The sequence below is a fragment of the Halorubrum halodurans genome, from assembly GCF_002252985.1.
Classification (GTDB): domain Archaea; phylum Halobacteriota; class Halobacteria; order Halobacteriales; family Haloferacaceae; genus Halorubrum; species Halorubrum halodurans.
In genome coordinates, this window is the sequence record NZ_NHPJ01000005.1 from 1 (window position 1) to 19,823 (window position 19,823).

General features: G+C 72.1%; 20 protein-coding genes. 7 read left to right on the top strand and 13 right to left on the bottom strand.

Annotated features, from left to right (window positions below; all coding sequences use genetic code 11):
- Nucleotides 1-218 precede the first annotated feature (218 nt).
- Nucleotides 219-764, top strand: a complete 546-nt coding sequence (gene dpsA, locus DJ70_RS00560; RefSeq protein WP_094529099.1) for a DNA starvation/stationary phase protection protein DpsA — start codon at nucleotides 219-221, stop codon at nucleotides 762-764.
- 67 nt (nucleotides 765-831) lie between these two features.
- Here dpsA and DJ70_RS17675 read toward each other — a convergent pair whose 3' ends face one another.
- From DJ70_RS17675 to DJ70_RS00575, 3 genes are all read right to left on the bottom strand, one after another.
- Complete coding sequence (locus tag DJ70_RS17675) at nucleotides 832-1,086, bottom strand: amphi-Trp domain-containing protein (protein ID WP_094529241.1); 255 nt, start codon at nucleotides 1,084-1,086, stop codon at nucleotides 832-834.
- Between the two features lie 173 nt (nucleotides 1,087-1,259).
- On the bottom strand, nucleotides 1,260-1,439 hold the full coding sequence (locus DJ70_RS00570) for a hypothetical protein (protein WP_094529102.1): 180 nt from the start codon (nucleotides 1,437-1,439) through the stop codon (nucleotides 1,260-1,262).
- Between the two features lie 69 nt (nucleotides 1,440-1,508).
- Nucleotides 1,509-1,919: a metal-dependent transcriptional regulator gene (locus tag DJ70_RS00575; RefSeq protein ID WP_094529105.1), complete on the bottom strand. Its 411-nt coding sequence runs from the start codon at nucleotides 1,917-1,919 to the stop codon at nucleotides 1,509-1,511.
- Between the two features lie 225 nt (nucleotides 1,920-2,144).
- On the opposite strand from DJ70_RS00575, the gene DJ70_RS00580 reads away from it, so the two are divergent.
- Complete coding sequence (locus DJ70_RS00580; RefSeq protein WP_094529108.1) at nucleotides 2,145-2,906, top strand: class I SAM-dependent methyltransferase; 762 nt, start codon at nucleotides 2,145-2,147, stop codon at nucleotides 2,904-2,906.
- Nucleotides 2,907-2,932: 26 nt separating this feature from the next.
- On the opposite strand, the gene DJ70_RS00585 is transcribed toward DJ70_RS00580, so the two are convergent.
- Both DJ70_RS00585 and DJ70_RS00590 read right to left on the bottom strand, forming a co-directional pair.
- Entirely contained in the window at nucleotides 2,933-4,141 is a 1,209-nt protein-coding gene (locus tag DJ70_RS00585) for an MFS transporter (RefSeq protein ID WP_218827776.1), read from the bottom strand.
- Nucleotides 4,142-4,310: 169 nt separating this feature from the next.
- A complete protein-coding gene (locus DJ70_RS00590) occupies nucleotides 4,311-5,594 on the bottom strand; it encodes an MFS transporter (RefSeq protein ID WP_094529113.1) in 1,284 nt (427 codons plus the stop codon).
- A gap of 341 nt (nucleotides 5,595-5,935) precedes the next feature.
- On the opposite strand from DJ70_RS00590, the gene DJ70_RS00595 reads away from it, so the two are divergent.
- Together DJ70_RS00595 and DJ70_RS00600 are read left to right on the top strand one after the other, a co-directional pair.
- A complete protein-coding gene (locus tag DJ70_RS00595) occupies nucleotides 5,936-6,424 on the top strand; it encodes an Lrp/AsnC family transcriptional regulator (RefSeq protein WP_094529116.1) in 489 nt (162 codons plus the stop codon).
- Nucleotides 6,421-7,563, top strand: a complete 1,143-nt coding sequence (locus DJ70_RS00600) for a pyridoxal phosphate-dependent aminotransferase (RefSeq protein WP_094529119.1) — start codon at nucleotides 6,421-6,423, stop codon at nucleotides 7,561-7,563. Before DJ70_RS00595 ends, DJ70_RS00600 begins: the two co-directional genes overlap by 4 nt.
- Nucleotides 7,564-7,602: 39 nt before the next feature.
- Here the strand turns inward: DJ70_RS00600 and DJ70_RS00605 are convergent, their stop codons facing one another.
- The 7 genes from DJ70_RS00605 to DJ70_RS00635 all read right to left on the bottom strand — a co-directional run bounded on the left by DJ70_RS00605 (nucleotide 7,603) and on the right by DJ70_RS00635 (nucleotide 15,116).
- Nucleotides 7,603-8,544 (bottom strand): ABC transporter permease, encoded by a 942-nt coding sequence (locus tag DJ70_RS00605; protein WP_094529122.1) that lies wholly within the window; start codon nucleotides 8,542-8,544, stop codon nucleotides 7,603-7,605.
- Nucleotides 8,537-9,274, bottom strand: a complete 738-nt coding sequence (locus tag DJ70_RS00610; RefSeq protein ID WP_094529125.1) for an ABC transporter ATP-binding protein — start codon at nucleotides 9,272-9,274, stop codon at nucleotides 8,537-8,539. Before DJ70_RS00610 ends, DJ70_RS00605 begins: the two co-directional genes overlap by 8 nt.
- A gap of 2 nt (nucleotides 9,275-9,276) precedes the next feature.
- Nucleotides 9,277-10,863, bottom strand: coding sequence for a nitrous oxide reductase family maturation protein NosD (nosD, locus tag DJ70_RS00615; protein ID WP_094529128.1), 1,587 nt, complete (start codon nucleotides 10,861-10,863; stop codon nucleotides 9,277-9,279).
- 4 nt (nucleotides 10,864-10,867) lie between these two features.
- On the bottom strand, nucleotides 10,868-11,590 hold the full coding sequence (locus tag DJ70_RS00620) for a hypothetical protein (RefSeq protein WP_094529130.1): 723 nt from the start codon (nucleotides 11,588-11,590) through the stop codon (nucleotides 10,868-10,870).
- 81 nt (nucleotides 11,591-11,671) lie between these two features.
- On the bottom strand, nucleotides 11,672-13,756 hold the full coding sequence (gene nosZ / locus DJ70_RS00625) for a TAT-dependent nitrous-oxide reductase (protein WP_094529133.1): 2,085 nt from the start codon (nucleotides 13,754-13,756) through the stop codon (nucleotides 11,672-11,674).
- Nucleotides 13,746-14,147, bottom strand: coding sequence for a BlaI/MecI/CopY family transcriptional regulator (locus DJ70_RS00630; protein ID WP_094529136.1), 402 nt, complete (start codon nucleotides 14,145-14,147; stop codon nucleotides 13,746-13,748). Before DJ70_RS00630 ends, nosZ begins: the two co-directional genes overlap by 11 nt.
- 90 nt (nucleotides 14,148-14,237) lie before the next feature.
- On the bottom strand, nucleotides 14,238-15,116 hold the full coding sequence (locus DJ70_RS00635; protein ID WP_094529139.1) for a helix-turn-helix domain-containing protein: 879 nt from the start codon (nucleotides 15,114-15,116) through the stop codon (nucleotides 14,238-14,240).
- A 146-nt stretch (nucleotides 15,117-15,262) separates the two neighbouring features.
- Here DJ70_RS00635 and DJ70_RS00640 point away from each other — a divergent pair, with 146 nt between their 5' ends.
- Nucleotides 15,263-16,063, top strand: a complete 801-nt coding sequence (locus DJ70_RS00640) for an aldo/keto reductase (protein WP_094529142.1) — start codon at nucleotides 15,263-15,265, stop codon at nucleotides 16,061-16,063.
- 34 nt (nucleotides 16,064-16,097) lie between these two features.
- On the opposite strand, the gene DJ70_RS00645 is transcribed toward DJ70_RS00640, so the two are convergent.
- A complete protein-coding gene (locus tag DJ70_RS00645) occupies nucleotides 16,098-17,201 on the bottom strand; it encodes a phosphotransferase family protein (RefSeq protein ID WP_094529144.1) in 1,104 nt (367 codons plus the stop codon).
- A gap of 125 nt (nucleotides 17,202-17,326) precedes the next feature.
- On the opposite strand from DJ70_RS00645, the gene DJ70_RS00650 reads away from it, so the two are divergent.
- On the top strand, nucleotides 17,327-19,486 hold the full coding sequence (locus tag DJ70_RS00650; RefSeq protein WP_094529148.1) for a hypothetical protein: 2,160 nt from the start codon (nucleotides 17,327-17,329) through the stop codon (nucleotides 19,484-19,486).
- An 89-nt stretch (nucleotides 19,487-19,575) separates the two neighbouring features.
- Complete coding sequence (locus DJ70_RS17115) at nucleotides 19,576-19,725, top strand: DUF7557 family protein (RefSeq protein ID WP_179233915.1); 150 nt, start codon at nucleotides 19,576-19,578, stop codon at nucleotides 19,723-19,725.
- The last annotated feature ends 98 nt before the right edge of the window (nucleotides 19,726-19,823 follow it).

Sequence of the window (19,823 nt, forward strand, 5' to 3'; positions counted from 1 at the left end):
GAAACACCCGTCCCATTAGCCATGGAATTCTCCCGGAAAATTCGGGTATTCGTCGGTGAAACGATCCTCGGTGATCGGTTCCATCGCGGTCGTCTCCCTTTCAGACGATTGACCGGTTTCACCGGGGCGAACTCGACGAGAATCGAGTTTTAGGCCGTACGAAAAGTGTTTGGATGTTGATAAGATATAAGTAGGTACGGGTCGTACGATGAGCCGTCATGAGCACGCAGAAGGAGACCCGCCAGCGCGCGGGCACCGTCGAGGAGAACGCCCTCAGACTCGAGACCGAGAAGGCCGAACAGATCATCGACGCGCTGAACGCCGACCTCGCGGACGCGTACGTCCTGTACCACCAGCTACACAAACACCACTGGAACGTGGAGGGTGCGGAGTTCCTCGACGTCCACGTCTTCCTTCAGGAAGTGTACGAAGACGTCGAGGACGCGGCCGACGAGCTGGCCGAACGGCTCCAGGCGCTCGGCGGCGTTCCGCACGCCAGCATGACCACGCTCGCGGAGAACGCCACCGTCGAGCCGGAGGACGAGGACGTCTACGACGTCCGGACCTCGCTCGCGAACGACCTCGAGATGATGGGCGACGTCATCGAGAGCTACCGCCAGCACATCGAGCTCGCGGACGGCCTCGGCGACTACGCCACGAGCGAGATGCTCCGCGAGCAGCTCGAGACCATCGAGGAACACGCCCACCACATCGAACACTACCTCGAGGACGACACCCTCGTCACCGACTCCGCGACGCACTGAGGCGACCGCCGGAGCCGACCCGCTCGCCGAACGCCCGAGCCGACCCGCTCGAACCGGCCGGGTGCCGTCACCGGACGTCCGGGGCGGTGTCGTCGGTCCGTCCGGGCAGCTCCACCTCTATCTCCAGGGCCGGCTCGCCGGTCCCCTCGAAGTCGACCTCGAGCTCGACCGGCTCGCCGAACGCGAAGGGGAGTTCCCACTCGTCGGTCGCGAGCCGGAGCTCGTCGCCGTCCCTGAGCTTCTCGCCCAGCTCGATCAGGAACGCTCCCGCCTCGCTCGCGTCGAGACGGTACTCGCGCTCGAAGTTCCGACCCGATCGGATGAGCGTCGGCTCCTCCGCCGTCTCCGAGGAGTCGTCCCCGTCGGCGGATCCCGACCCGACCGCGTCGTCCGGCGCGTCCGCCGGCGGGTCGTCGATCGCGGGCGATCCGTCGGTCTCGGGGGAGTCGTCGGTCCCGGACGGGTCGTCGGCTCCGGAGGTGTCGGCGGGATCGGTCATCGCACCACGTCGACCGGGTCGTCGACCGCGATCCATCCGTCCGTGTTGCCGGACTCGATGAACACGGACCGGCCCGGACGCCCCTCACAGACGTTCAGATCGGGCGTTCCGTCCGGTTCGGGTTCGTGATCGGCTCCGGAGCGGGGCTCGCTGCGGGGGTGAGCTCCTGTTGGCATCGACTCTGTTTAGGGAGACCTAAAACAAAAAGGGTCCGGTCGACGGCGCTCCCTGCGGCGCGACCGGAGTCACTCCCGCGACGGCGGGATGGTCGGCACGTCGGCGGGGCCCTCCACGTCGCCGGCGTCGTCGACGAGGAGCGTGACCAGCCGGTCGGCGACGTCGGGGCTCAACAGGCCGGCCATCTCCATCGCCTCGCGCTCGTGTGCGTCGAGATCGAGGACGTCCCGGAAGAACCACGAGAGCGCGACGTACGTCTCGTGGAGGTCGCTCGCGCGCTCGCGGCCCGATTCGGTCAGCGTCGCGCCACGGTACGGCTCCAGCTCGACGAGGCCGTCGTCCTCGAGCCGCTGGAGCATCTCCGTCGCCGCGGCCGGCGAGCGGTCGACCAGCTCCGCGACTCGGCCGGAGGACACCGGCGGCGCCGACCGGTGTTCGGCGATGTACAGCGCGAGGAGGTACCGCGCGGCCCGCCTCACGGCCGCTCGCCTCCGCTGTGGCACCGGATCGGACGACGGGCGTCGGTCCCGAGCGGCGTCGGATCCCTCGACACACGCTTTAGGCTACCCTAAACATACAAAACGATTGCGGTCTTTAGGCCGGCCAAAAGATCGGTCGCGGAACCGACCCGGTTCCGACGTCGCTCGCACCGCGGTACCGACTCTCAACGGGGATTTTTGCCGACTCGGGCCGTGTCGTTCGTCATGAACGACGCCGAGTCCCGCTCGGATCCGGACGCCGACGAGTCGGCGGCCCCCGACGCCTTCGGTCGGGCGATCCGGGACCACCACCGCGGCGAACGGACCGAACCCCTCCTCCACTCGGACGGCGCGGAGACGACGGAACACCCCATCGAGTCGTTCTACTTCACCCCGTTCGACCCCGAGGTGGGAACGAACGGCTGGCTCGGGTCCCACCTCCAGGGACCGCTGCTCGACGTGGGCGCCGGGACCGGCCGACACGCCCTGTACTTCCAGGAACGGTTCGAGACCGTCGCCATCGAGCCGAGTCCCGCGCTCGTGGAGACGATGCGCGAACGCGGCGTCGCCGACGCCCGCCGGGGGAGCATGTTCGACCTCGCCGAGGACTTCGACCGCGACCGGTTCGGCTCCGCGCTGTTGAACGGGACCCACCTCGGACTCGTCGGCTCGATGCGGGGTCTCTCCGCGTTCCTCGACGACCTCGCGTTCGTGATCCGGCCGGACGGAACCGCCGTCGTGGACTGTTACGACCCGGACCACCCCGCCACGAGCGAGGTGATCGGGTACCGCGAGGACCCGACGCCCGGACTCGCCCACCGCGTGATGTTCTTCGAGTACGAGGGCGAGCGGGACCCGATCCTCCAGCTCCGCCTGTTCAGTCCCGATCGGCTCCGGGAGGCCGCCGTCGGAACCGGCTGGGAGGTCGTCGACGTCGCCCGCGGCGAGGACGGGTACCACTACCGGGCGGCGCTCTCGAGGCGGTAGCCGCCCCTCCCGTCCGTACCGGCGCCTCAGTAGTCGACGTACACGAGCGCGAACGCCACGACGACGGCGCTCACCGCCGCGATCCCGAGGAACCCCTCGTCGAAGTAGCCGCGGTCGGCGACCGCCCCGAAGGCGACGGGGCTCACCGCTCCGACCATGATGTACACCGTGCGCAGCGCGCCGAGCTTGCTTCCGCGCGAGCCGTCCGGGAGCCGGTCGGTCAGGTTGGAGATGACGACGGTCTCGTAGCCGAGGATGGCGCTCGCGAGCACGGTGAGCCCGACGAACGACGGGAGCCCGGTCGCGAACGGGAGCGCGGCGAGCGTCAGGGCGGTTATCCCCATCATGACCGCCAGGGGATAGCGGACGCCGACGCGGTCGTACGCCCGTCCCGCGACCGGCTTGATCAGGCTCCCGAGCGCGAAGAAGAAGCCGAACAGGACGGTCGCGGTCGTCGAGGAGAACCCCTTCGCGTCGATCAGGTACGTCGGGTAGAAGCCGATGAACGCCTGGACGACCGTCGCCCACAGCATGAGCAGGACCATCGAGTGGCGGACGACCGGCCGCCGGAACAGCGGCGCGAGGTCGTCGACCGAGAACGCCTCGCGGATCGGGACGGTCTCGGAGGCGTCGGTCGGGACCGTGAGCCAGAGCGCGCCCGCCGCGACGACGAAGAGCGGGATCACGACGCCGAAGCCGTACTGCCAGGCGATCGCGCCCGCGAGCACGCCCGCCGCCGGCGGCATCACCGCGTTGCCCACGTCGCCCGCGGCCATCGTCACCCCGGTCGCCGTGCCGAGCCGGTCCGGGTAGATGTCCTTGAGGACGGTGAAACGCGAGACGCCGTACGTCGCCGTGCCGAGCCCGAAGAGCGCGGTCCCGGCGAACAGCACCGGCGGCGAGTCGGCGAGCACGACGAGCGCGAGCATCGCGGCCGCCAGCAGCGAACTGGCGACGAGCAGGGTCCGCTCGCCCGCCCAGTCGGCGAGCATCCCGCCGGGGAGCTGTCCGACCCCGTAGGCGACCCACAGCACGGTCAACAGCAGGCCCGCGGTGGTGAGCGTGAGCCCGTACGTCGACCGGATCGAGGGGAGCAACGCCGGGTAGATCATCCGCGTGCTGATCGAGAGGAACCAGCCGAACGCGACGGCGGAGAGCGCCTTTCCCCGACCGCCGCCCTGGAGGTCCGCGATCACCCGCCGCGGCACGGAAACGTACCGTTCGAGGGAGCTCACTACCCGACACACCGGCGTTCGGGGCTTCAATCTTCCACTCCCTGAAAGGATCGCCGGAGAACGTGGCCGACCGTCCATCGCCGGCTTCGCGCCGCGTCGGGCGTGACCTCGCCACGTGGCCGGCGTGGGCTCGCCGCTCGTCCCTGACGGGCTCGTCGTCGGCGCGGGCTCACCACGTCGTCAGCGCGGCCCGGCCGTGGTCGCGGACCAACAGCGCGAGGAACGCGAGGACGCCCGTGATCGCGAACGCGCCGCCGACGTGGAACACCGAGGCCATGCTCACCTCGACCATCAGCCACCCGGCGAGGAGCGGCCCCGCGACCGATCCGGGCCGCCAGACGAGCTCGCGGATGCCGAAGCTGGAGGCGACGCCGCCCTCGTCGGTCCCCTCGTCCGCGAACAGCGCCATGCTCGCGGGCTCGCGGAAGGAGTCGGCGACGCCGAGCAGCCCGGAGAACGCGACGAGCGGGAGGTACGCCGGCGGGAGCGCGCCGAGGAACGGGAGCGTCACGTCGGCTCCGAGGGCGGTCCCGATCGCGGGGGCGAAGGGGATACAGACCGCGACGAGTCCGTAGGCACCGCCGCCCGCGAAGACGAACAGCGACCGGCCGTAGCCGTCCGAGAGCCGGCCGGTGAACAGCTGGCCGACCATGTTGGTCGCCTTCTCCATCGTGACGGTGACCGCGACCGCGGTCGCGCCGACGGCGAGCCCGCCGGAGGCCATCGCGGTCCCGGCGTAGATCGGCACCCACGTCCGGACCATCGTCACGGCGAAGGCGTACTGCGCGCGGAACGCCGTGATCGAGACGATCTTGCGGTTGACCGCGAGATCGGTGAACGGGAACCCCTCGGTGCGGGTGGGATCGGGGTCGAGAACGCCCCAGATCACCGCCCACGCGAGGACCATGAGCGCGGTGATCACGGTGAAGATGGGGCCGAAGCCGACGGCGTCGTAGATCACGCCCGCCGACAGCGCCCCGACGATCGAGGCCGCAAAGGAGGCCGCGTTCGCCTTCCCGATCTTGTCGGCGCGGGTGCCCGTCTCGGCGACCTGGCCGACGAGCGAGAGCGTCATCAGCGACGCGCCGGTGACGGCGACCCCCTGGAGTCCGCGGATCAGGACGAACGACGCGGAGGAGTCGACGACCGGGAACAGCGCGTAGACGGCCGCCCCGACCGCGAGGACGGCGAGGAGAACGCGCCGCTTGTCGAACCGGTCGCCCGCCCACGCGAGCGGCACCACCGCGACCGTCTGCGCCAGCGTGAACCCGGTGGTGTACATCCCGATGATGAACCCCGCCGAGACGGTCACGCCGAGCACGGTCGTCGCCTGCGGGTCCAGCGTGTTGATGTACGTCGGGAGCAGCGTCAAGAGCGTGATGAACCCGAACCCTTCGGCGAACCGCGTGAGGTAGAGCGCCCGGAACTGTGACCGGCTGTCGGCGTTGCTCACACCGACACGGAGATCACGGCTTCAAAAGGGGTTACGGTTCGCGGCCGGACGCGCCGGGATTTTTGTCGCTCGGCGGTCTCGGACCGGACATGGGTGATCCAGCCTGCGACCGCCGGTTCTGTCCGGCGTGCGACCTCGCGGTCGCACGCGAGGACGACGTCTGTCCCGACTGTGGCGCGGCGATCGGTCCAACCGACCGGTGAACTCCACCGACCGGTGACCCCCGTCGGCCCGACTCGACGGGGCCGGGAGCGGATCGCGGCGGCCGCGGCGAGTCCCGCGCTCGCGGGGACGCTTGCGTGCGCCGCCATATTCAAACCGCCACCCGCCGACGTGTCCGTATGGAAGCCGAGCGCGAGGTACTCGACGTGTTGGCGCGGAACGCTCGCGAGGACATCGCGGACATCGCGGCCCAGACGGGCCTCGACGCGGAACGGGTCGAGGAGGCCGTCGCGTCGCTGGAGGCGGACGGCGTGGTCCACGGCTACCAGGCCGTCGTCGACTGGGACCGCACGGAGGAGGGGAAGATCCGCGCGATAGTCGAGATCAACGTGGAGCTCGACCGCGAGACCGGCTACGAGCAGGTCGCGGACCGGATCGCGAGGTTCCCCGCGGTCGACGCGCTACACCTCGTCTCCGGCGACTACGACTTCGCGGTCGAGGTCCTCGGCGGCTCGATGCAGGACGTCTCCCGGTTCATCTCCGAACAGGTCGCGCCGATGCCGGAGGTCACCCAGACGGTCACCCACTACATCATGGAGACGTACAAGGACGGCGGGGTCCGCTTCGCCGACGGCGACGACGACGACCGGCTCTCCGTCTCGCCATGAGGACGGCCGACCGCGCCCGCGAGCTCCCCGAGTCGGGGATCCGGAAGTTCTTCGAGCTGGCGGAGGCCCGCGACGACGTCATCTCGCTCGGCGTCGGCGAGCCCGACTTCTCCGCGCCGTGGGCCGCGCGCAACGCCGCGATCGGCGGACTCGAGCGGGGCCGGACCTCCTACACCGCCAACCGCGGCACCGCCGAGCTCCGCGAGGCGATCGCCGCCCACCACGAGCGATACGACCAGCCGTACGACCCCGGCGAGGAGGTCCTCGTCACCACGGGCGCGAGCGAGGCGGTCGACTTAGCCTTCCGGACGCTCGTCGACTCCGGCGACGTCGTGGCGATCCACGAGCCCTCCTACATCTCGTACGCGCCGGGCGTCGAGCTCGCCGGCGGCGAGCCGCTGTCGGTGCCGACGCGCGCCGCGGACGACTTCGCGCTCACGCCCGAGCGGCTCGAGGCGGCCGGCGCGGGCGAGGCCGACCTCCTCGTCCTCTGTTACCCGAACAACCCGACCGGCGCGACGATGACCGACGCCCAGTTGGCCGAGGTGGCGGCGTTCTGTCGCGAGAACGACCTCCGCGTCGTCGCCGACGAGATCTATTCGGCGCTCACGTATCGCGGGGACCACGCGTCGATCGCCACCCAGCCCGGAATGCGCGAGCGTACCGTCGTCGTCAACGGCTTCTCGAAGGCGTACGCGATGACCGGGCTCAGGCTCGGCTACGCGCTCGGCCCGGCCGACGCCATCGACGCGATGAACCGGATCCACCAGTACACCATGCTCTCCGCGCCGACGACCGCCCAGATCGCCGCCCTGGAGGCGCTCCGGAGCTGCGACGACGAGGTGACGGAGATGGTCGAGGAGTACAACCGCCGCCGCCGGCTCGTCGTCTCCCGGTTCAACGAGATGGGCCTCGACACGTTCGAGCCCGGCGGGGCGTTCTACGCCTTCCCGGAGTGCGGCGGCGACGACGAGGCGTTCGCCGAGGCGCTCCTTGAGGCGGAGGGCGTCGCGGTCGTCCCCGGCTCCGTCTTCGGCGCGGGCGGCGAGGGGCACCTCCGCGTCTCGTATGCCACCTCGATGCGCGAGTTGAAGGAGGCGACGGACCGGATCGCGCGGTTCCTCGCGGAGCGGGACTGAGGGCGATCCCGCGGGAAAGAACCCGGAGACCCCGGCGTCTCAGACCCGCTTCCGTCGGAGCGCGACCGCGGCGACGACGCCGGCGACCGCGACCCATGCGAGCAGGGACGCGAGGAGGAGCCCGGTCGAGAGGCCGCTGCCGTCGAGCGCGGCCGCGAGGCCGGCGCTCGCGGCGTCGGTGGGCGCGAGCGCGAGCAGGCGGTACGTCGCGACCGGGTTCGAGACGATCATGGCGGCGACGAACTCGCCCGCTCCCTCGAACGCCGAGAGCACGCCGAGCGCGAGCAGGTCGTGGACGAGCGAGGTCCACACCCAGACGAGCAGCGCCCCCGCCAGCGCGAACGTCGACGTCGGCGCGAGCGCGGAGATCGCCACGCCCACGCCGAGGAGCGCGACCGCGACCGCGACGGTCGCGAGCAGGAACCCCGCGAACGTCGGCCACCCCGCCAGCCCGAACTCGCGCAACAGCAACAGGCCGGGGCCGCCGAAGCCGAGGACGACGGCGCTCGCGAGGACGGCCGCCCGCCCGGCGAGGATCCCGATCGCCGTCTCCGCCCGCGAGACCGGCAGCGTCAGGAGCACGCCGAGCCGCCCACGCTCGGCCGCGCCGACGACCGCGCCGTGGCCGAACGCCAGGGCGGCGAGCGGCACGAGGTACGTCGCCAGCTCGACGTAGCTCGCGACCACGGGGTCGTACCCGCTCGGCGCGACGCTCGACCCGCTGAACGTCGCCAGGAGGAGCGCGAACGCCGCGAACAGGAGCGTCAGCTCGAGCGCCCACCCGCGCCGGACCGTCAGGCGGGCCTCCCGCCGCGCGAGGCGGGCGACGATCCCCGGACGCGGGAGCCCGGCGGCGAGGCGCGCGGGGAGCGACGCGGCCGCGGACGTCTCGGCCGGGGCGGTCCGCGCGTCGTCGACGGCGACGCCGCCGTCGGGGATCCCCTCGTCGCCGCCCGCGCTCCCCTCGCGGCGCTCAGGCATCGCGACCACCCCCGGTGAGCGAGACGAACGCCCCCTCGAGCCCGTCCTCGTGGCCGTCGGCGAGGTCGGCGGGCGTCCCCTCCGCCACGAGCCGCCCGCCGTCGACGACGCCGACGCGGTCGCAGACGCGCTCGACCTCCCGGAGGGCGTGCGACGCGAGCAGAACCGTCGCGTTCGTCCCGTCGCGGACGCGGGTCAGGACCTCCCGCAGGGCGGCCACGCCGTTCGGGTCGAGCCCCGCGGTCGGCTCGTCGAGGAGCAGCACCGACGGGTTCGCCAACAGGGCGGCCGCGAGCCCGAGCCGCCGGCGCATCCCCTTCGAGTAGCCGCCGATCGGGCGGTCGATCGCGCCCGCCAGCCCGACCGTCTCGGCCGCGCCCTCGATCCGGGCCGCCGCGTCGTCGGGGCCGGAGCCGATCCCGCGGACGTCCGCGTGGAAGGCGAGCGTCTCCCGGCCCGTCTCGCCGGGCGGGAAGCCGGGGTCCTCCGGGAGGAAGCCGATCTCCTCGCGGACCCGCCAGCCCGCCGCCGCGGCGTCGCGGCCGCCGACCTCGACGCGGCCCGCGTCGGGCCGCTCGTGGCCGGCGACGAGCCGGAACAGGGTGGACTTGCCCGCGCCGTTGGTGCCGACGAGGCCGTACGCGTCGCCGGGCTCGACCGTGAAGTCGACCCCGGCGAGGGCCTCGAGGTCGCCGTACCGTCTGTGGACGTCGGTGATGTCGATGCGCATTGTCAGTGGTGTCGGTCTCCGGGGTCGTCGTCGTACTCCACGGCCGGGTCGACCGCCGCGGCGTACGGGCGATACGGCTCCAGGTCGTGGGAGGGGCTCGCGAGCGGGCGGTGGTCGACCACGCCCGCGGTCTCGACCACCGGGAACCGGCTCTCGACGAGCCGGATCGCGTCGAAGGCGGGGCCGTTCGCGAAGACCGCGGCGCTCGGGTGTTCCTGGACGAGCCGCTCGGCCGCGCCCGCCGGCCGGTGTCTGGCCTCGCCGATCCCGTCGCCGTCGCTGTCGGCCACGCGGGCGTCCGACCAGTAGTTGCCGCGGGCGCTCCCGTTCCACGCCAGCAGCTCGCGGGTCGTCGTCAACACCTGTTCCCCGTTGCCGACGAAGTCGTTGCCGACGACGACGGTTCCCTGGGTGTCGGCGCTGTGGTGGACGCCGACCCCGTTCGCGTACACGAGGTTCCCGCGGACCTCGTTGTGCTGGGCGTTGTAGAGGAAGAGCCCCCGGTCGTTGGCGACGAGGTCGTTGCCGCGGACGACGCTGTCCTCGATCTCCTTGAGCAGGATCCCGTGGCCGCTCCGCCCGCGGTTCGCGACCGCGGTGTTGTTGGTGGCCTCGACGCCCTCGCTCACCATCAGCGCGTAGCCCACGTCGTTGCCGACGGCGACGTTGTCCGCGAGGCGGTTGTCGTCGGAGTACATGTAGTGGACGCCGTACCGCAGGTCCCACAGCGCGTTCCCCGTCGTCTCGACGTCCGAGGCCCACGAGAAGTAGATCCCGTCGCGGACCCCGGTGATCTCGTTGTTCCGGATCGCGGAGCCCGTCGTCTCCCAGAGGTTGATCCCGTTGCCGCGGTCGACGAACCGCGGGTTCTCGGTCCCCTCGATCCGCGAGTCGCGGACGACGATCCGGTCCGCGCCGTTCACCCAGACGCCGAAGGCGACGTCGGAGAGGTACAGGTCCGCGAGCACCGCCCCGTCCGCGTTCTCGGCGAGGAAGACGCCCGCGTCCTCGGACTCGAGGTCCTCGCCGGAGTCGTGGATCCGGATCCCCTCGACCGTGACGTTCGCCGCGCGGACCGCGAGGACGGTGTCCTCGCCGCCGCCGTCGATCAGCGCGGCCTCGGCCCCCGCGCCGCGGACCGTCACGTTCGGCTCGTCGAGGACGACGGTCTCGGCCGGCTCGAAGACGCCGGACACCTCGACGACCGCGCCCGGCCCCGCGGCGTCGACGGCGGCGGCGAGGTCGTCGTACGTCTCGCTCTCGCCCGCGGCGGAATCCGCCGACGCGTCGGTGGAACCGGGGACCACCCTGGCGGCGCCCGGTTCGGTCGGCCGGTCCGGCTCGTCCGCGTCGACGTCGACGAGCGCGTCCGTGACGTTCGTCGCGTCGGCCGGGTCGCTCCCGATCGCCTCGCCTTCGACGGCCTCGCCGCCGACGGCCTCGCTCCCGCCCTCGAGCCCGGCGCTCGCTCCCCCACCCGTCCCGACGGCGGCGGCGGTGCCGCCGAGCACGACCACGAGGACGAGGAGGGTCGCGAGCGCCACCGCGCGCGTCGAAACGACCCCGCCGAGCGACCGGAGGCGGCTCATCGGGTCACACCCCCGTCCCCGCGTCGCCGCGGTCGTCGTCCTCCGGAGAGTCCCTCGAGACGCGCCGGCGGAGCGCGGCGGCCGCCTCGCCGGCCGTGAGTCGCGAGCCGCGCAACAGGTACGCGACCACGAGCAGGAGGAAGCCCGCCCCGGCGAGGTAGCCGCCGGGCCCGAACCACGCCACCCCGCTGATGTTGGCGATCCGATAGCCGCCCAAAAGCGGCGGGGTGAACTCCGCGACGCCGACGACGGGGGCGTCCTCCCCGAGCGCGTGCCCGGCCTGGTGGAGCCGGTACTGGACGATCGCGAACGTGCCGACGAACGCGACCGTGGCCCCGACCAGCTGGCCGAGGAGGCCGAGCCGGAGCTTCCGCTCCGTCGGCGCGAGCGCGACGAACACGCCCGCGGCCGCCACCGCGAGGAACACCACCGGCCCCAGGATCCACTCCGGGGCGGCGATCGCGTCCGGGTGGACCGTGTAGTTCGGGTCGACGAACACCGGGTCGGGATAGTAGAACCCGACGTAGTGGTTGAGTGCCTGTACCTCCGCGAAGTCGCCGCCGAGCCGCGGGTACGCGTACAGCGTGACGAGCAACCCGTCGGGGTACTGGGGCGCTTCGAAGGCGATCCGCCAGACGGGAACCGTCAGCGCGACGACGAACATCGCCGCCGCCGTCACTGGCAGGGCCCGTCTGAGTTCCGTCAGTCGCCGGAGTGGGGTGGTCATGGTGTGTGGGGTGGTGTCGGGGTGGCGGTCGGAGCGGGCGACGGCCGCGTCCGGCGCCTCGGCGGTTCGTCGTTCGATGCCTCAGCCGTCCCGCGGCTCCACGAGGATCCGCGAGCGCATCTCGAGGTGGAGTGCGCTACAGAAGTACGCGCAGTACGCCCAGAACACGCCGGGGTGGTCGGCGGTGAACGTCACCTCGCGCGTGTCCTGGGGCGCCAACGCGAGGTTGACGTCGTACTCCGGGATCGCCAGCGAGTGGATCACGTCGCTCGTGGTCTCGACGTTGGAGATCCGGATCGTCACCTCGTCGCCCTCCCGGACCGTCACCTCGGGGAACGCGTACTCGTTGCGGCGCGCCCACATCTCGATCTCGACGGTGCTCTCGTCGACCCGCTCGAAGGACTCCTCGCCCTCGGGGACGAACTCGAGGTCGTAGTCGTCGCGGTCCCACGTCTTCGCCGGCTCGATCTTGTCCCTGTGGACGACGCTCGCGTCGTGCGGTTCCGGGTACGACGGCTTGTCCTTCACCAGCTCCATTCCGGCCTGGTCGTCGCCGATGTAGAACAGCTGGTCGTTCTCGGGGTGGATCGGACCCACCGGGAGGAACCGGTCCTTCGAGAGCTTGTTCAGCGACACGAGGTAGTCGCCCTGCGGCGACGCCGTGTACGACTCCGAGGCGATGAGGTGGCCGGGGTTGTAGTGGACGTCGTGTTTCTCGAGTATCGGCTCCTCGGAGCCGGCCTCCGCCTCCACCGCCGCCTCGTAGTCCCACTTGGCGACCTGCGAGTCGATGAACAGCGTCGTGTACGCGTGGCCGCGGTCGTCGTAGGCGGTGTGGAGCGGCCCCATTCCGACCCGCGGCTGCCCGAGGATCGCGTCCTGCGGGTCGTCGACCTCCGCGATCTCCTCGATCCCGATGACCGTACAGGTCGGGTCGAGCTTGCCGGAGGCGATCGCGTACTTCCCGTCGGGGGTGACGCTGACCCCGTGGGGACTCTTCGGCGTCGGGACGTAGCGGACGACGGGGCGGTCGCCCTCGTTGAGCGGGCTGTCCATCGTCCCGTCGACGACCGGCACGCCGCTTATCTCCTCGTACTCGCCCGCCTCGACGGCGTCCCAGATCGCGGGGATGTCGAACGCCTTCACGTAGTCGCGGTCCGACCGGGCCATCTCGCCCTGGGTGACGCCCTCCTCGCTGTTGTAGCCGGTCGCGAAGAACCAGCGACCCTCCTTGCCGCCGTCCCCGTTGTCCATGTTGCCGTCGACCTCGACCTGCCACTCCACGTCCATCGTTTCGGGGTCGATGGCGGTGAGGACGGAGCCGTACGCGTCGAGGTCGTCCACGTCGCGGCCGTCGTTGGGCATCGGCACGCGGAACTCGCCGACGCCGAAGACGAGCTGGGTGTCCGGCAGCTGCATACACGCGCCGTGAACGGCCTGGCTGTTGGGGACGTTCGTGATCGCGTCCGTCTCGAAGTACTCGAGGTCGACGCGGGCCATCCGCCCGTTCGCCTTGTCGTTGACGAACAGCCAGCGGCCGTCGTAGTCGTTGTCGGTCTGGGAGACCCGCGGGTGGTGGGTGTCACCCCACGTGTAGCCGCCGCCCTCCTCCAGAACCTCGCTCGACTTCGCGTCGTGGCCGAAGCCGCGCGCGCTCTCGGTCTGGAACACCGGGATCCGCATGAGCTCGCGCATCGACGGGATCCCGACGACCCGGATCTCGCCGGTGTGACCCCCGCTGAGGAAGCCGTAGTACTCGTCGTGTTCGCCCGGCGCGACGGCGTGCTCGCCGCTTCCCCCGGAGGAACCGCCTCCGCCGTTCCCCTCGTCTGAGAGGACGCTCGTACAGCCCGCGAGGCCGGTCATCGCGCCCACCGCGGCCCCGGCCTTCATGAAGTCGCGTCGGCCGACCTCCAGCCGTGGGAGGTCGAGGTTCGGCCGCCGGGCGGCGGTCGCGTCGGTCCCCTCGGCCGTCTCGGCGATGTCCCGCTCGTGGTCGGTGATCAGGTGCTCGACGGTGCGCCCGTCAACGATCTCGGGACCGTCGTCGGCCGGTTCGTCGTCGGTCGCGCCCCCGTCGATCGCGGACGCGGCTCCCGCCGCGTCGTCGCGCTGGTCGTCGCTCCGTTCCTCCCGGTCGTCGGTCGGATTCGGGTCAGTAGTCATCGTGTCGTGGTCGGGCGTCGACGACGGCGGCGTCTCCGCCGTCGTCGCCGTCTCGTTCCGTTCGGACCGCTCGCGCGAGCCGCTCCGCCGCCGCCTCGCCGAGTACCTCCCGTAGCTCGTCGGCGAACGCCGGGAGGAGCCGGTCTCGAGCCGCCTCGGCGTCGAACCGGTATCGGTGCCGGGTCGTCCCGCAGTGCGTCTCCGCGTCGCGGTCGACGAGCCCCTTCTCGACCAGCCGGTCCGCCGTTCGCTTGACGGTCGCGTACGCGACCTCGTCGCCGCGGCGGCGAACCGCGTCGAGCAGATCGCGGGCCGTGAGCGGCGCGTCGGCGCGCCGCAGGACGGCGAGGATCTCGCGTTCACGTGGTCCGAGCTGTGTCCACCGGGTCATGGTTCCCGGAGCCGAACGCGCCCGTTCGACCCCGCTGGTGATCACTACCGTCTACCCGTCCGCATGCCTGCCGGCGAACTGTTCGGGGGTTTAAGTATCCCGTCCCTCGGCGAAGACCTGCGAGAAGAGCGACGCCGTCACGAGCCGGAGGTGTTCGGAGACGGTGGACTTCGCGATGCCGAGCTCGTCGGCGAGGTCGGCCGCGGACGCGCCGTCGGACTCGAAGTAACCGCGTTCGGCGGCGACGGCCGCGACCTCGGCCTGTCGGTCGGTCACGCCGGTGAGATCGACGGGGACGACGTCACACCGACCGTCGTCCGGACACCGGTCGACGAGGAGTCGGCGAAGCTCGACGTCGAGCCCCGCGTCCTCGAACCCGTCGACGACCGCCTCGAGCTCCTCGTGGCCGCTCAGAACGAACGAGACGAGCAGCTCGCCGTCGTCCATCCGCGTCTCGCGCGGCGACACGGGGAAGTCCGCGAACGCCGCCGAGAGCCCGCCACACGAGCAGCCGGCACAGACGCCGTCGCCGGACGACCCGTCGTCGATCCCGTCGTTTTCGGCGCCGTCGGCGGCGGGCGGAACGGCCGCGTCGCCGGCGCGGAGGCCCGTGCTTCCGGTCGATCCGCCGACGGCGAGCCCCCCGTCGGTCGCGGGACGCGTGCGGCCGTCCCCGTTCCGACCGACGTCGTCCCGATCGGCCTCGTCGTGGGCGGCCTCGTCGCGGGCGGCATCGTCCCGGTCGCTTTCTCCGCGTGCGATCTCGTAGCGGCCGTGGGCGCGGCCGCCGAACTCGACGAACTCCAGCGCGGACGGCGGGTCGTCCGGCGGCTCGGGGGCGACGAACTCGACCGTGTCGTCGACGGGGTCGACGCGCACGTCCTCGACCGTCGTCGCCGCGGAGAGCGTCGCCACGGGACAGGCGTCGCAGGCCGACACCGCGAGTTGAACGTGGATCCCGTCGGTCATGACGGTCGGGAGTACGCCACCCCCACTCAAATAACGAGGACGGGGTTCCTACCGCGTGAAAACACGATGGAACCGTCGTCCCGTCGACGGAGCCCCCTCGTTTCCGGCTGCCGTGGGCTTTTCACCCGGCGGGGAAACGTGTGGGTATGCCGCCGATCGACCTCGGACTCGGGCTCGGCACGTCCGGACTCGACGACCCCGCGGAGTGTACGGAGAGCGTGGTGACCGCCCTCGAGGCCGGCTACCGCCACGTCGACACCGCACAGATGTACGACAACGAGGCCGCGGTCGGCGAGGGGATCGCGGCCGCCGACGTCGACCGCGAGGAGATCGTCGTCGCCACCAAGGTCCACCCGACGAACCTCGCGCCCGCGGACGCCCGCGAGACGGCCTACGAGAGCCTCGACCGGCTCGGCCTCGACCGCGTCGACCTCCTGTACGTCCACTGGCCCACGAAGGCGTACGACCCCGAGACGACGCTTCCGGTCTTCGACGAACTCCGGGAGGAGGAAGTCACCGACCACGTCGCCGTCTCCAACTTCACGCCCGACCTGCTCCGGGAAGCTCGCGAGATCCTCGAGTCGCCGATCGCGGCCCACCAGGTCGAGTGTCACCCGCGCTTCCAGCAGCCCGAGATCCGGGAACTGGCCGCCGAGTTCGACCACCACCTGGTGGGATACTCCCCGCTCGCGAGGGGCGACCTGCTCGACGACCCGACGCTCGCGGCCGTCGCCGAGCGCAACGGGACCTCCACGGCGGTCGTCGCGCTCGCGTGGGCGCTCGCCCGCGACGTGGTCCCCATCCCGAAGGCGACCGGCGACCACGTGACGGAGAACCTCGCGGCGCTGGAGGTCGACCTCCCCGCGGACGACCTCGCCGAGATCGACGGGCTGGCCGACGGCGATCGGACGATCGACCCGGACGACGCGGCCTGGAACCGAGGGTAGCGCCGGGGAGCGGTCGCGAGGGGTTCGCGAGAAGTCAGACCGCCGCGAGCCGCGCGTCGAGTTCCGCGTCGATCCGGTCGACGAGGCCGTCCATCGGCTCGTCGAGGTAACTCACCCACTGGTCGAGAAAGCCAGACCGGCCGAGAACCCGAACCACTCGGTAGATCGCTCGTCGCTCCGCGAACCCCTCGGGGAGGTCCCCGGCCCGCTCGCGGTACCCCTCGTACACCGCCTCGCCGAACCGCTCCGGCCCCTCGTAGTCGAAGCCGTTACACAGCTGGTCGCGGGCGCGGACCAGGTCGCGGGCGGGGTCGCCGACGTGAGCGAGCTCCCAGTCGAGCAGTCCCACGCGCGGGGCGTCTCTCTCCTCCTCTCTCCCGCTCCCGTCCCCGTCCGCTTCCCCGTTTCCCTCCGCCGCGAGGAACGCGTTCGGCGGCGCGACGTCGCCGTGGAGCAGCGCCGCGGGCGCGCGATCGAGGCGTTCCCGGTTCGACTCGACGCAGTCGATGACGGCGTCGAAGTGGCGCGCGAGCCGGTCGGTCGTGCCGATCTCGCGGGTGCGCTCGATCGTCGAGCGCAGCGTGTCGGTCCACGAGGCGGCCGCGACCGCGAGGCCGGGCGCGTCGGGGTCGTCGGCGCGGTCGCTCGCGGGCGAGTCACCGTCGCGACCGCCCGCGACCTCGCGTCTCGCCTCCCCGATTCCCTCGATCCCGCCGCGGCCGACGATCTCCCCGTGACGCTCGAACCGCACCGCGTGGAGCGTCGCGAGCGCCCCGCCGACGCGCCGCAACAGCGCCTCCCGCCGATCGTCGTCCGTCCCCTCGAGGACTGCGTGGAGGTCTCGTCCCGGCGCGGGCGCGGTCGCGAGGTAGGGCGGGTTCGCGTCGGGGTCGGCGGCGACGACCGCCGGAACCGGGATCTCGCGTCGCGCGGAGACGTACTCCAGGACCGCCCGTTCGCGCGCGATCCGGCTCCCGTCCCCGTCGAGCGCGACCTTGAGGTACGCGCGGCCGCCGTCGGCGAAGTCGACGCCGACGGTCTCGTTGCCGCCGTTCCAGGAGGGGCCGACGTCGGCGAGCCCCCCGACCGGCCGGTCCGGGAAGGCGTCGGCGAGCGCCGTCTCGAGGGGCGAGTCCATGCCACCGCTGGCCGTCGGGCGGGAAAAAGCGTTCCGCCCGGATCCCGATACGAAGCCGACCGCCGCGTTCCCGCCTCCCCGGATCGACCGACACCGTCATACGCGTCGCGGGAGTCTCGCGTTCGATGACTGGATCGGACGACGGTCGTCGCGTGACCTTCGAGACGGCGGGCGAGACGCTGTACGTCCGCGACGCGCTCGAGGAGACGCGACTCGCGCTCCGGTTCGACCGGGAGCCGGACCCGCGACCCGCGCTCGTCGACCTGTTCGCGCTCCCCGTCGACCGGGCGGTGAGCCTCGAGGCCGGGTCGGTGTCGATCCCGAAGTACGCGACGGTGAGCGTCCGCGAGTCGGGCGGGGAGTTCGTCGCCGAGCTCACGGACGACCTCACGCTCCCGCGCGGCTCCTACTGTCTCGACGTCGTCGGGGTGACGAAGGCGTTCGTCCGCGCGGTCGACGTCGAGGTCTCCGCGACCGGGATGGCCGACGGCGGGGCCGTCGAGGTCGCGTTCGACCGGCCGACGACCGTGACCGTCGGCGGACGGTCGCTCCACACCCGCCCGGAGGCGACGATGACGGTGCCCGACGACCCGGAGGCGCTCGCGGCCGCGGTGTCGACGCTCGGCTCGTCGATCGCCGAGGCGTCGCCGGAGCGCTCCTGGCCGACGCTCCGCGGGTACCCGCCGCGGATCGCGCGCGGAGACGAACTCGAGATACCCGCGTCCCTCGCGACGCCGGACGCCGGGGTCGAGATCGCGGTCCCGGCGACGTACGCGGACGTCTATCGGGTCGCGCCGCTGGCGTACTACCTCGGCGCGACCGTCGTCGCCGGCGCGGATCCGGAGCTCCGGCTGGAGACGGGATTCGTCGAGCCGCTGCCGAGCGAGGGGGCCGCGCTCGAGCGCCGAGCGGCGGACCTCCTCGGGACGACGCTGTTCCTGGACTCGCTGGCCCGGACCGAGGGGTACGTCCCCTCCGAGCGATACGAGTACGATCGTATCGGCGGGGAGCTCCCCTTCTACCCGCCGAACCTGGCCGACCGCTCGACGAGCGACCGGCTGATGGAGTACCTCGAGGTCGACCGCGAGACCGTCGAGCCGTACCTCCCCGACCGGGCGACGACCGCGGTCCTCCGGCCCGGTCCCGCGGGGATGGAGCTCCTCGGCCACCTCGCGCACCTGCTCGCGCCGATCCGGGTTCGCGGGTCGTCGACGGCGGACGGCCGTGACCGCGCAGACTTCCAGGACCGCGCTCGCTCTCGCGAGGGGGGCGCGTCGGCCGGGTCGGGCGCGCCGATCGCGGCCGCGATCGCGTCCGACCTCCCGCTCGAGAGCGGGACGCCGAGCCCGGACGACGCGCCGTTGGCCTCGGGCGCGGCCGCCCTGAGCGTCGCCGCCTACGAGAACGCGCTCGCCCGGCCCCGGCCGACGAAGGGCGACCTCCGCGTCGCGTTCCTCGCGGACTCGGACGACCGGGCTCGGGCCGTCGAGCGCGCCATGACGGAGCCGGAGCCGCCCGACGGGATCGACGCGTGGGAGGTCCTCGACCGTCCGACCCGCGAGGCGGCCCGCGATCCCCTCGCCGACCCCGGCGTCGGGCTGTGTCTGTGTTCGCTCCCGACCGACGGGAGCCGGATCGCCTGCTCCGACGGCGTCCTGGATCTCGCCGACCTCGACCGCGTCCCGACGATGACGGCGTTCGAGCACGCCCGGCGCGTCGCGCCCGCGGCGTCGGCCGTGGCGGCCGGATCGCACGGGGCGATCGCCGTCGACGGCGTGCTCGGTCCCGAGCGGGTCCGGACGCTCGTCGGCCTGCTCGCGACCGCGACGCCGCTCGCGTCGAGCGTCGCGCTCGCGCGGGTTCGCGAGGTCGCGGACGTCCGTCTCGCCGGCGATCCCTCGACCGTCGCGGTCACGCCGGAGCAGGGGGGAACGCCGGGGCTGGTTCGGGTGCGCTCGCTCTCGGAGACGGCCCACGCCGTCGCGTGGCGGTCGCTGCCGTCGGTCGAGGCGCGACCCGGATCGGAGTACCACCCGTTCTTCGAGTGGGCCGACACGCTCCCGGAGCTCGTCGGGGCGGAACGCGAGGGATCCCGCCCGATATCGACCGCGGAGGTGCTCGATCTCGTCCCCGAGCCCGACAGCGTCGTCGACCTCAACGGCGCGATCGTCTTCGAGCGCGACGGGATCACCGCGGACGACGTGCGACGGTCGGCCCGTCGGGCGCTCGCGGAGGGGTCGTCCGGAGGGGGGATCTCCGTCCGGTCCGGCGAGGAGCTTCGGTGAACGCGGAGAGGGAGGCGGTCGACGGTCGTGTCCCCGGCGTCCGCGAACCCGACCGTGCGTTTTTGCCTTCCGGCGACGAACCCCCACCTATGCCGCAGATACACCTCGACGAGAGCACCGTCGAACGCCTCGACGCGCTCCGGCGGGACGGCGAGGAGTACGACGAGATCGTGACCGAGCTCATCAACATCTACGAGGCCGAGGAGTTGGCGCTGTTCCGCGGCAGCGACGTGGAGTAACCGGCCGGCGTCGACCGGTTCGCCTCGCCGCCGACCCGATCGGGCTCGAGCGTCCCCGACGATTCGAGCCTCCTCGACGGCTCGACCGTCGAACGCGC